The 12,595-nt window shown below is 45.4% G+C and carries 11 protein-coding genes; 4 read left to right on the forward strand and 7 right to left on the reverse strand.

The window, feature by feature from the left end:
• Window positions 1–23: 23 nt before the first annotated feature.
• The 3 genes from folP to ACO0KZ_RS19585 form a co-directional block, all read right to left on the reverse strand.
• The gene (folP, locus tag ACO0KZ_RS19575) at window positions 24–905 is read right to left on the reverse strand and encodes a dihydropteroate synthase (protein ID WP_422998366.1); all 882 of its coding nucleotides are present in this window, start codon (window positions 903–905) and stop codon (window positions 24–26) included.
• 76 nt (window positions 906–981) lie between these two features.
• Window positions 982–2,862 (reverse strand): ATP-dependent zinc metalloprotease FtsH, encoded by a 1,881-nt coding sequence (ftsH, locus tag ACO0KZ_RS19580; protein ID WP_422998368.1) that lies wholly within the window; start codon window positions 2,860–2,862, stop codon window positions 982–984.
• A gap of 199 nt (window positions 2,863–3,061) precedes the next feature.
• Window positions 3,062–3,706, reverse strand: a complete 645-nt coding sequence (locus ACO0KZ_RS19585) for an RlmE family RNA methyltransferase (RefSeq protein ID WP_422998347.1) — start codon at window positions 3,704–3,706, stop codon at window positions 3,062–3,064.
• A 32-nt stretch (window positions 3,707–3,738) separates the two neighbouring features.
• Here ACO0KZ_RS19585 and ACO0KZ_RS19590 point away from each other — a divergent pair, with 32 nt between their 5' ends.
• A complete protein-coding gene (locus ACO0KZ_RS19590; RefSeq protein ID WP_186889446.1) occupies window positions 3,739–4,245 on the forward strand; it encodes a YhbY family RNA-binding protein in 507 nt (168 codons plus the stop codon).
• A 167-nt stretch (window positions 4,246–4,412) separates the two neighbouring features.
• Here ACO0KZ_RS19590 and greA read toward each other — a convergent pair whose 3' ends face one another.
• From greA to carA, 3 genes are all read right to left on the reverse strand, one after another.
• Window positions 4,413–4,889, reverse strand: coding sequence for a transcription elongation factor GreA (gene greA, locus ACO0KZ_RS19595; RefSeq protein WP_315467329.1), 477 nt, complete (start codon window positions 4,887–4,889; stop codon window positions 4,413–4,415).
• 188 nt (window positions 4,890–5,077) lie between these two features.
• Window positions 5,078–8,296, reverse strand: a complete 3,219-nt coding sequence (carB, locus tag ACO0KZ_RS19600) for a carbamoyl-phosphate synthase large subunit (RefSeq protein ID WP_422998350.1) — start codon at window positions 8,294–8,296, stop codon at window positions 5,078–5,080.
• Window positions 8,289–9,506, reverse strand: a complete 1,218-nt coding sequence (gene carA, locus ACO0KZ_RS19605; protein WP_422998352.1) for a glutamine-hydrolyzing carbamoyl-phosphate synthase small subunit — start codon at window positions 9,504–9,506, stop codon at window positions 8,289–8,291. The genes carB and carA overlap by 8 nt, the downstream gene beginning before the upstream one ends.
• 296 nt (window positions 9,507–9,802) lie before the next feature.
• Here carA and rsxB point away from each other — a divergent pair, with 296 nt between their 5' ends.
• Both rsxB and nth read left to right on the forward strand, forming a co-directional pair.
• A complete protein-coding gene (gene rsxB, locus ACO0KZ_RS19610; protein ID WP_422998354.1) occupies window positions 9,803–10,507 on the forward strand; it encodes an electron transport complex subunit RsxB in 705 nt (234 codons plus the stop codon).
• Between the two features lie 27 nt (window positions 10,508–10,534).
• A complete protein-coding gene (nth, locus tag ACO0KZ_RS19615) occupies window positions 10,535–11,182 on the forward strand; it encodes an endonuclease III (RefSeq protein WP_422998356.1) in 648 nt (215 codons plus the stop codon).
• 41 nt (window positions 11,183–11,223) lie between these two features.
• On the opposite strand, the gene ACO0KZ_RS19620 is transcribed toward nth, so the two are convergent.
• Window positions 11,224–11,808 (reverse strand): malonic semialdehyde reductase, encoded by a 585-nt coding sequence (locus ACO0KZ_RS19620; RefSeq protein ID WP_422998358.1) that lies wholly within the window; start codon window positions 11,806–11,808, stop codon window positions 11,224–11,226.
• Between the two features lie 160 nt (window positions 11,809–11,968).
• Here ACO0KZ_RS19620 and ACO0KZ_RS19625 point away from each other — a divergent pair, with 160 nt between their 5' ends.
• Window positions 11,969–12,400, forward strand: a complete 432-nt coding sequence (locus ACO0KZ_RS19625) for a DUF1841 family protein (protein WP_422998360.1) — start codon at window positions 11,969–11,971, stop codon at window positions 12,398–12,400.
• The last annotated feature ends 195 nt before the right edge of the window (window positions 12,401–12,595 follow it).

The following is a 12,595-nucleotide window of genomic DNA, read 5'->3' on the forward strand; positions in this document are numbered from 1 at the left end:
GAGATTACTGCATTATGTGCTGATTATTCACACACGTTCTTATTGGTATTGACTGCTCTCCATACTTTTATCGCATCAACTGTCTCCGCGACATCATGTACGCGCAGTATGCGTGCACCTTGTGCCATAGCCGCCAACGCCGCAGCGAGACTGCCTGCCATGCGGCGCTCTACTGGCTTTCCAGTAATGCTGCCTATCATGGTTTTGCGTGAAATACCCGCCAATAAGGGCAACCCTAATTCTTCTTGCATCAATCCTATGTTTTGCAAAAGCTCAATATTGTGCTCCAAGGTTTTTCCAAAACCAAAACCAGGATCGATACTGAGTCGTTTTTTTTCTACGCCTGCGGCAATCAATTGATCACAACGCTCGCGTAGGAATGCCAAAACTTCTTGTGTGACATTTTGATAGTCTGGTTGATGTTGCATCACCTCTGGCGACTTTTGCATGTGCATCACGCACAAGCCCACATCACTATCGGCTACAACGGCACGCGCCTCTGGCGAAGCAAAACCCCGAATATCATTAATCAAATCGGCACCAGCAATAATCGCTTCACGCATCACTTCTGGTTTGTAAGTATCGATTGATATTGGTTTACCACAATCACGCAAGGCATAAATCAGAGGAATCACCCGCTTCAACTCTTCATCTAATGGCAAAGGCATGGCGCCCGGACGACTTGATTCGCCACCGATATCGATGATATCAACGCCATCTTCTATCATTTGCTCTGCGTGAGTGATCGCATGATCTAAAGACTGAAATTTTCCACCATCAGAAAAAGAATCGGGAGTGACATTCAAAATCCCCATTACTAGTGGTTTGAATACCGTTTTAGTAGACGTGGTGTTCGCCACTTTCATTGGAAAACGGTATTTTCCACATTCAAAATACGGAGTTATCATAAAACGATCGCTCTAAAAATGAAGGGTGAGGATCTCTCCTCACCCTCGTACTACCATTTACAATTTTAAAATCTTAGGCTGGTGCCGTTGCATTCGGTGTGACGCCACCAGGAGGAGTATCAGAAGGCGATTTAGGCACCGCAGTAAATGACTTCGGTGGATGCGGTTCAACACCGTTCATGATGTCATTGATCTGCTCAGCATCAATCGTTTCCCACTCCAACAATGCTTTAGTCATAGCTTCAACCTTGTCGCGATTTTGTTCCAGCAATTGGCGGGAAATAGCGTACTGCGCATCCAATATCATACGAATCTCAGCATCCACTTTTTGCTGAGTCGCCTCAGAAATCGTTTTGGAAGAGCCGCCAAAATAACCACTATCTTGACTATCTTCGTAGACCATCACGCCCAAAGTATCAGACATACCAAAACGAGTCACCATCGCACGTGCTAATTTCGTTGCACGAGAAAAATCATTCGATGCGCCAGTCGACATTTGACCAACAAAAATCTCTTCCGCAATACGACCGCCAAACAAGATCGCGATTTCTTCCAGCATCTTATCTTTATAGCCGCTGATCTGGTCATGTTCTGGCAACTGCCAAGTCAAACCGAGTGCATTCCCACGAGGCATGATGGTGACTTTGTGAACTGGATCTGCTTTCGGCAACAGTTTCGCAACCACGGCATGACCTGATTCATGATAAGCGGTATTACGACGCTCATCTTCACGCATGACCATAGACTTACGTTCTGGCCCCATGTAGATCTTGTCTTTAGCATCTTCAAAATCCTGCATCTCTACCAAACGCTTATTGCGACGTGCAGCGAACAAAGCTGATTCATTGACCAAATTGGCTAAGTCAGCACCAGAAAAACCTGGTGTGCCACGAGCTAAAATATCTGCGCGGACGTCTGGTGCGATAGGCACTTTGCGCATGTGCACATTGAGAATCTGCTCGCGACCACGAATATCTGGCAAGCTGACTGTCACTTGACGATCAAAGCGACCTGGACGCAATAAGGCTTTATCCAATACGTCGGCGCGGTTAGTTGCAGCAACCACGATCACGCCGGAGTTGGGCTCAAAACCATCCATCTCCACCAACATTTGATTCAGAGTCTGTTCGCGCTCATCATTGCCACCGCCCATACCAGCGCCGCGATGACGACCGACCGCATCGATCTCATCGATAAAAATAATGCATGGGGAATGTTTTTTTGCATTGTCGAACATGTCACGCACACGAGAAGCACCCACACCGACAAACATTTCTACGAAATCAGAACCTGAAATGGTGAAAAAAGGTACTTTTGCCTCGCCAGCAATGGCACGCGCCAACAAAGTTTTCCCAGTACCTGGTGGACCCACCATCAACACACCGCGTGGAATACGTCCACCGAGTTTTTGGAATTTACTAGGATCTTTTAAGAAATCGACGACTTCACTAACTTCTTCTTTCGCCTCATCACAACCGGCGACATCAGCAAAAGTAACATGATTATTCGTATCATCCAGCATACGGGCTTTCGATTTACCGAATGAGAAGGCGCCGCCTTTACCGCCACCTTGCATTTGACGCATGAAGAAAATCCAGACGGCGATCAACAAGATCATAGGGCCGTAAGAAAACAAAATTTGACCTAATACTGATGGTTCTTCCGGAGGTTTGCTATCAAACTTGACGTTATTAGCAATCAGATCGCCAACCAGACCGCGCTCTTGACGTGGCACTTGCGTTTTTACTTTTTTTCCATCTTGAGTAACGCCAACTGCCGATAAGTTTGCGTCGTCAAAAGTCACTTCTTTAATTCGCTTGGCTTTCACATCCTCAAGAAAATCAGAGTAACCAACAACGGTCGCGCCGGCAGCCAAATTCTTACTATCGAATTTATTGAACACCATAAACAGCACCAAGAGGACTGCGCCCCACATTGCAATTTTGGTTAACATTGAATTATTCACAAAAACTCCTCGGGTGCATATCTTGCACAAAAAGTCGCGGGTAAAATGACGCGCGAAAATACTGGCACTATTAAATGATTATTCTACTCGCATTGAATACAGCTTGCTGGATAAGATATGCTGGCGCGATTGATAATTATCAAGGGTAAAACAGGTGAAATTTCGATTTATTTCACTTATTTCCTCATCATGTCGGATGTTTTAGGCCTTTTCCTAACAAAAATATCTCAGATGACTTATCTTTACTGGCTTTAGGCTTTTTATTCGCAACAGTCGTAAATTCATTTTTAAACAAAGTCACCAAAGTATTATAGCTAGTCCCGTGAAAACATTTTACTAATAATGCACCATTTGGTTTCAAGTGAGCCTTCGCAAATTCAACTGCCAATTCAATAATATACTCAACGCGAGCACCGTCTACGGTGGCATTTCCAGATAAATTCGGCGCCATGTCGGACAATACAACATCGACTTTTTTTCCATGCAGCTTGGCTTCCAGCTGGGACAAGACCTCTTCTTCACGAAAATCGCCTTGGATAAAGTTGACATCGGCGATCGGTTCCATCTCAAGCAAATCGAGTGCATAGATTTCGCCAAGAATGCCCCCCCCCTCTTTGCCTGATAGCTTATTCCTAACATATTGCGACCAACTACCCGGCGTGGCGCCTAAATCGACGATAACTTGACCAGATTTGATCAATTTTTCGGTTTCATCGATTTCTTTGAGCTTATAAACGGCGCGCGAGCGATAGCCCTCTTTTTGTGCTAATTTCACATAAGGATCATTAATATGATCGTGAACCCAATTTTGATTGAATTTATTCTTGGCCATTGGCGTAAAATACTGCTTTTAAAGGAATTTATATGTCAAACGACGCATCAACTGCAAAAATCAAACCAAAATCAAAACTCACACCAGCTGAACGCAGCGAACTACGTGCTGAAGCGCATGGTCTCAAACCCATCGTTATCATCGGTGAAGCTGGACTGACACCGGCAGTAAAGAAAGAAATTGATGCCAGTCTGAATTCTCACGGATTAATCAAGGTTCGCGTCTTTGGTGATGATCGTGAAGCACGCGTGGCAATGTACGACACTATTTGCGAAGAACTCGATGCCGAACCAGTTCAACACATAGGCAAATTATTGGTAATCTATCGTCCAAAAATCGACGGTATTAAAGAAACTAAATTTGTAAAACGTGGCAAAGGTCTGCGTGAGGTGACTATTGTGAAGCCTAGCGCAAGTGGCACGAAAAAACCATCTGTTTCTAAAGTTTTAGTCAAGGGCAATGAACGTGTAACCCAAGGCGGCACGATCAAGCGCGCTAAACCACGTCAATCCAGCGTCAAGAAAACTGGCAGAGACTAAGTTCAAACTCTTTGACTAGCTTCAACTAGCGCATTAACTACTACTGTTAGTACCGTTATTATCAAAGAGGGGCGCAAACTTGCGCCCCATTTTTTTAATGCTAACTTACTCTCGCGACTTGAAAGTGTTTTTTGCGAAACTTGCGCCTGCAAAGTTCGCGTCAAATTTTAGATGTACAAGACATCCAAAATTTCATATTCACGCACACCAGCTGGTGCTTGTACACCAACCACATCACCTGCGTACTTACCAATTAAAGCACGCGCGATTGGTGAGGTAATTGACACTTTATTCAATTTCAAATCGGCTTCGTCTTCACCAACGATTTGATATTGAACTTTTTGTCCATTTTCTAAATCTTCTAATTGCACGGTTGCCGCAAACACCACGCGGCCCTCTGCATCCAATTCAGTAGGATCAATAATTTGTGCTGCGCTCAATTTACCATCGAGTTCAGCAATACGGCCTTCGATGAAACTTTGACGCTCTTTAGCCGCGTCATATTCCGCATTTTCAGACAAATCGCCTTGTGCGCGCGCTTCTGCAATCGCGTTGATCACTTCTGGACGTTCTTTAGTCTTTAGTTTGTGCAACTCTTGCTTGAGCAATTCTGCACCAAATTTAGTCAGGGGTACTGTACTCATAGCTATCTACAATATATAAGTGAAAAATCAGGTAAAAAAATACTGGGATAAAAATCCCAAGTTAAAAAACAAGATGGATCACCATCATGCCTAAAAGTAGAGAGGTCACAAGAACAATGATGACTCATTGTTGATTGTGACCTCTCGGTGTGCGATTCCCCGTTAGTCAGGGATTCGCAAAATTGCGCTTAGTGTAAAGACTTATGCAGACCTTGTAAATCATAGACATGCAATTCATCCAAATGACGCATGCCTTCCACGGCAGCTTCTGCTCCGGCGATCGTCGTAATCGTCGTTGCGCCAGACGCTAAAGCAGAGACGCGAATCGAACGAGAATCAGCAATCGCATTACGTTTTTCTTCAACGGTATTGATGACCATCACGACTTCACGGTTTTTCAAAAGATCGACCACATGTGGACGGCCTTCCGCAACTTTATTCACGGAAGCGCAAGTCACACCTGCCGCTGAAATTGCGGCAGCGGTACCTTTGGTGGCAACCAATTCAAAGCCCATTGCTACCAGCTTCTTCGCGATATTAATTGCACGCGGCTTATCGGCATTTTTCACAGTCAAGAACACTTTACCGGATCGAGGTAATTTAACACCCGCGCCCAATTGCGATTTTACAAAAGCTTCACCGAAAGTTTTGCCAACACCCATGACTTCGCCAGTCGATTTCATTTCAGGCCCCAAAATCGTATCGACACCTGGGAACTTCACGAATGGGAATACTGCTTCTTTCACGCTGAAATACGATGGAATTACTTCTTTATAAATGCCCTGAGAATCCAAAGACTGCCCAACCATGCAACGTGCAGCGATCTTCGCTAATTGCAAACCGGTGACCTTAGAAACATAAGGTACAGTACGCGATGCACGAGGATTGACTTCCAACACGTACACAACGTCTTCACCATCTTTTTGTTGGATCGCGAACTGCACGTTCATCAAGCCAACCACGTTCAAACCTTTTGCCATCAAGCTGGTTTGACGTTTTAATTCATCAATCGTTGCTTGCTTCAAGGAGTATGGTGGCAATGAACAAGCAGAGTCACCAGAGTGTACGCCAGCTTGTTCAATATGCTCCATCACGCCGCCAATGAAAGTACGCGTGCCATCGGACAAACAATCTACGTCAACTTCAATCGCATCATTCAAGAAACGATCCAACAACACTGGGGAATCGTGTGACACTTTGACCGCTTCACGCATATAGCGTTCCAGATCGCGTTGCTCATGAACGATTTCCATTGCACGCCCCCCCAAAACATAAGACGGACGTACCACGAGTGGGTAACCAATTTCTTGGGCTAATGCGATCGCTTCATCTTCCGTACGTGCGGTACGGTTTGGTGGCTGACGCAAACCTAATTCATGCAACATTTTCTGGAAGCGTTCACGATCTTCTGCTGCATCAATCATGTCTGGTGAAGTACCGATAATTGGTACGCCATTCGCTTCTAATTCTAATGCCAATTTCAACGGTGTCTGACCACCATATTGCACGATCACGCCAACTGGTTTTTCCAGATCAACGATTTCCAAAACATCTTCCAAAGTCAGTGGTTCGAAATACAAACGATCCGACGTATCGTAGTCAGTGGAAACAGTTTCCGGATTACAGTTAACCATAATCGTTTCGTAACCATCTTCACGCATCGCGAATGCTGCATGGACGCAGCAGTAATCGAATTCAATACCTTGACCGATACGGTTTGGACCACCACCCAAGACGATGATTTTTTTCTTGTCAGTCGGTGCTGACTCACACTCATCTTCATAAGTGGAATACATGTAAGCGGTCTTCGTTGCGAACTCGCCTGCACACGTATCCACACGCTTATAGACAGGACGTACATTCAAAGCAATACGTTTTTCACGAACCGCAGTACCAGTCGATTTCAAGAGTTTTGCTAAGCGACGATCAGAGAAGCCTTTTCTCTTCAACTTCAACAACAGGTCTTTATCGATGGCGTCCAAGGACTGGGTTTCCAACCACAACTCGATGTCGACGATGTCTTTGATTTGCGCCAAGAACCATGGATCAATGCGCGTCAGCTGATGCACTTCTTCCATCGTAAAACCTTGCGCGAATGCGTCACCAACGTACCAAATACGATCTGGACCTGGCGCACCGAGTTCTTTTTCCAAAACTTCACGGTCGGTGGTTTTTTCATTCATACCATCAACGCCAACTTCCAAACCACGCAAGGCTTTTTGGAAGGACTCTTGGAAGGTACGGCCGATCGCCATCACTTCGCCGACTGACTTCATTTGCGTCGTCAAACGGTTATCCGCTTGCGGGAATTTTTCGAAAGTAAAACGTGGAATCTTGGTAACAACGTAATCGATAGACGGCTCGAAGGATGCTGGGGTTTGACCGCCAGTAATTTCGTTACGCAGCTCATCGAGTGTAAAACCAACCGCCAGTTTCGCCGCGATCTTCGCGATTGGGAAACCTGTTGCTTTTGATGCCAACGCAGAAGAACGTGACACACGTGGATTCATCTCAATGACGATCATACGACCATCGGCAGGATTGATAGAGAATTGCACATTGGAACCGCCAGTATCCACACCGATTTCACGCAACACAGCCAACGAGGCGTTACGCATGATTTGGTATTCTTTGTCGGTCAAAGTTTGTGCTGGCGCGACGGTGATCGAATCACCTGTATGCACGCCCATAGGGTCTAAGTTTTCGATAGAGCAAACGATAATGCAATTATCTGCTTTATCGCGCACGACTTCCATCTCGTACTCTTTCCAACCGATCAAAGATTCTTCGATCAATAATTCATTGGTTGGTGACGCTTCCAAACCACGCTTACAAATCGTTTCGAATTCTTCTTCATTGTACGCGATACCACCGCCCGTCCCCCCCATCGTGAAAGAGGGGCGAATAATGACCGGAAAGCCGACTGTTTTTTGCACAGCCCATGATTCTTCCATGCTGTGAGCTACGCCAGAACGCGCAGAACCTAGGCCAATTTTGGTCATCGCATCTTTGAACTTAGAACGATCTTCGGCTTTATCAATAGCTTCTGGGGAAGCACCGATCAATTCACATTTATACTTATCTAGGACGCCATGCTTATGTAAATCCAAAGCACAGTTCAATGCAGTCTGACCACCCATAGTCGGCAAGATGGCATCCGGACGTTCTTTAGCGATGATGCGTTCCACCACTTGCCAGGTAATCGGTTCGATGTATGTCACATCGGCCATTTCTGGGTCAGTCATAATGGTTGCAGGGTTACTATTCACCAAAATAACTTTGTAGCCTTCTTCGCGCAAAGCTTTACAAGCCTGTGCACCAGAATAATCGAACTCGCAAGCCTGACCAATAATGATAGGACCGGCGCCGATAATTAAAATACTTTTTATGTCTATACGCTTAGGCATTTTTGTTTTTCTCCAACTTTGCAGTCTTCATCAGGTTCGTGAAACGGTCAAACAGGTAGGCAATATCATGCGGACCTGGTGAAGCCTCAGGATGACCTTGGAAACAAAATGCTGGTTTGTCTGTACGGGCAAAGCCTTGCAAAGAACCATCAAACAAAGACACATGGGTAACGCGGCAGTTTTCAGGCAGAGATGCGGCGTCCACTGCAAAACCGTGATTTTGCGACGTAATCAACACTTGCTTGGTATCGAGATCTTGTACAGGATGATTCGCGCCATGATGGCCAAACTTCATCTTCAAAGTTTTTGCGCCAGATGCCAAAGCCATAATTTGATGGCCTAAGCAAATACCAAAAGTCGGAATTCCTTTTTCGATCAACTCTTTAGCCGCTGCGATCGCGTAATCACATGGCTGTGGGTCGCCAGGGCCGTTCGACAAGAACACGCCATCAGGATTCAAAGCTAAAACATCTGCTGCCGTCGATTGGGCTGGCAAGACCGTCACTTTGCAACCGCGCTCTGACAACATACGTAGAATATTACGCTTGACGCCAAAGTCGAATGCAACAACATGGAATTCAGGATTACTTAATTTGCCGTAGCCTTGACCGAGTTTCCATTCGGCTTCTGTCCATTCGTAGGATTTCGACACAGAAACCACTTTCGCCAGATCCATTCCGGACAAACCTGGAAAAGACTTTGCCAGCTCCAGAGTTTTAACTGCATCTTTGCCTACTAAAATCGCCCCGCCCTGCGCACCTTTTTCACGCAAGATACGTGTCAATTTGCGCGTATCGATACCGGCGATAGCAACGATATTTTGTGATTTCAGATAGTCCGACAGAGACTGCTCAGAACGGAAATTCGACACCAGCAAAGGCAGATCTTTGATGATCAAACCAGCGGCATGAATTTTGTCGGATTCGACGTCTTCCGCATTCACGCCTGTATTACCGATGTGCGGATAGGTCAAAGTGACGATTTGGGAACTATAACTAGGGTCCGTCAAGATTTCTTGATAACCAGTCATAGAGGTATTGAAAACAACTTCACCGATCGTATGACCGGAGGCGCCAATAGATACGCCCGTAAAAATCGTGCCATCAGCGAGGGCAAGAATAGCGACGGTATCGGGATTGGTACTTAAGGACTGCGGAATGGGCAGCAAGGGCAACTCCTGTAGTGTTACCGCCGTTGCGCGCCAAAACATCGATCGTTACTTGCTGTTCTCAGAACACCGCTTTAATAACAAAGCGCTATCCGGAGAATGAGAAACAATCAAAGTAGAGAGTGATTTTTTTTGGATATGCGCTACGACGAGATTTGAATAAGCTAAACCCTCGAATTATAGCGCAAATGACGCTCTCAAGCAATCTCAGAATTCTTTCCAAAAAGCACTTTCTCGCTTTTTGATTGTTACTCAGCTACGCAAACCGGCGAGTACACTAAAGAATTTCATCATTTTCTGCCCACTCTTTCTTGTCCGTGCATTGCATTGCGCGGATAATGCAGCCTTTCTCGCTTAATGAATACAAAGCCGTGGCTCTCACTCTCGCTGATCAAATCAATAATTTATTGCCACAGACACAATGCACAAAATGTGGATACCCTGCTTGCCAGGCATACGCCCATGCGATAGCAGACGATGGCGCTAGCTATAATCAATGTCCACCCGGCGGACAAGAAGGAATCAACAGACTGGCAAAGCTTTTAGGCAAACCACTTATTCCACTGAACCCCGCCAACGGCGCGGAAAAGCCTCGCACCATTGCCTTTATTGAAGAAGCTGCGTGCATAGGCTGCACACTTTGCATACAAGCCTGCCCAGTCGATGCCATCATGGGCGCAAACAAACAAATGCATACCGTGATTCCCGACTTGTGTACGGGTTGCGATTTATGCGTAGCGCCCTGCCCTGTTGACTGCATCACCATGCTACCAACCGCAAGCACATCAACTGGCTGGCAAGCGTGGTCGCAAGAACAAGCCGACAGCGCCAAGCGTCGCTATAAACAGAGAGAACAACGTTTAATTCAAGAAAATCAGGAGAACGAAAAACGTTTATTGGCAAAAGCACATGAAAAACTTAAGCTACTGTCACTAGAAGCTGCGGAAACACAAGCAGAGCTAGACGAAAAAGAACGTAAGAAAAAAATTATCGCCAATGCCATCTTGCGTGCTTCCACAAAAAAAGATATACAAGCCAAATAATTTACTGATTTAGATAACTCAACTCCCATGAATGCCAACAAACGCCTAGAAATCTTTACTCGCTTGCAGGCACAAAACCCGCACCCAACTACGGAGCTCGAATACACAACACCATTTGAATTACTGATTGCCGTCCTGCTATCAGCCCAAGCAACCGATGTATCAGTCAACAAAGCGACAAAACGCCTCTACCCTGTCGCCAATACGCCGCAAAAAATTTTTGATTTAGGTGTCGACGGGCTCATTCCTTATATTCAAACGATAGGCTTATTTCGCACCAAAGCGAAAAACACCATCGAAACATGCCGCATCATCTTAGACCAACATCAGGGCGAAGTGCCGCGAACGCGCGAAGCCCTAGAGGGTCTACCTGGCGTCGGCAGAAAAACTGCGAATGTGGTACTCAACACCGCATTTGGCGAACCAACTATCGCGGTAGACACCCATATTTTCCGAGTTTCAAATCGCACCGGCATCGCGCCAGGAAAAAACGTCGATATAGTCGAAGAAAAATTATTGAAGTTTGTGCCGAACGATTTCAAGCTCGATGCGCATCACTGGCTGATCCTTCACGGTCGTTACACGTGCATTGCCCGTACACCCAAATGCTGGAATTGCATGATCGCTGACTTGTGCGAATTCAAACAAAAAACGCCCTTACCAGATAATGTGTAAGAGCGCTCTTTTCCTACAAGCTTTACCAGTATTTGGTCGAATTAAACGATTTGACAAGCCTCATCAAAGTCCAAACGTGGTGAACGTGGGAACAGTTTTTCCACATCACCATAACCAACACTGCAAACAAAATTGACTTTCACAGGTGTGTCAGCAAAAAACGCAGCATTGATTTTATCCGCATCAAAGCCCGACATAGGACCACAGTCCAATCCTAATGCACGTGCAGCCATCATCATGTATGCGCCTTGCAAGCTAGAGTTTCTGAAGGCAGTAGCTTCAATATTCGCCTGATTTCCTTCGAACCAAGAGCGTGCATCAGGCGCATGAGGGAACAATTTGATCAATTTTTCATAGAACGCCAAATCCATGCCGATAATCACGGTTACTGGAGCTTGGCGAGTTTTTTCAGCGTTACCTGGCGACATGCACTCAACTAATTTCTCTTTTTGCTCCGCAGACTTTACAAATACAAAACGCGCTGGGGACGAATTAGCAGAGGTTGGCGCCCACTTCATGGCATGGTAAATCGCCTGAATTTGCTCATCGCTGACGGGCTTATCCAACCAGACATTATGGGTGCGGGCAGAAGAAAACAACAAGTCTAAAGATTCTTGATTTAACATGTGATACCACCTTAAATGAACGAAGCCGCGATCATAACCGAAAATTAATTTTCTTTCAGAATGCACAATTCACCAACGAACTGCGAATAGCTCAAATTCCCATTAGAATAACACTTGCCTCAGATATCCTGATCAAGCAACAAACCTAACCAAGCAGAACATGTTTAATCCCAGCCAAGACGACGTACGCCGATTTTTTTGCGAAACTTTCCGCAAATATCACGCCAAAGAAATTCTTACACCATTAGAAACCATTGCCGCTGACTGGATTTCTCAACACCCTGAATATGATGATGATTTTCGTGATGTCGAAGCAGCGCTGCAACGAAACTACAGTGTAGATTCAGGTAAAACCAACCCGTTTCTACACTTGTCGATGCATCTAACGATCGCCGAACAAATTACTATTAATCAACCGCACGGCGTTCGCGTCGCTTACGAAGCTTTAGCTCATAAGAAGAATTCCATCCATGAGGCGCATCACGAAATGATGGATTGTTTAGGTGAAATGATCTGGAATTCACAACGCAATGGCACACCACCAGATGGCGAGGCCTACCTTTCTTCGTTAATGCGCAAAGCTGGCAAATAAACTTAGGTAGCGATTAAAGCTCACAACAATAAAAAAGCCACGAAATTTTCGTGGCTTTTTTATTTGCAGTGACCCGTCCTGAAATAGATTGACAGTTTTCTTCGTGATTGAAAGGAACGTCAATGAAATCAACAGAACGCAGGAGCCAAAGAGATTACACCTTGGCCTTTAAATTATCAGTGGTTGATCAGGTAG

Source organism: Undibacterium sp. Di24W (assembly GCF_049340325.1).
Classification (GTDB): Bacteria; Pseudomonadota; Gammaproteobacteria; order Burkholderiales; family Burkholderiaceae_D; genus Undibacterium.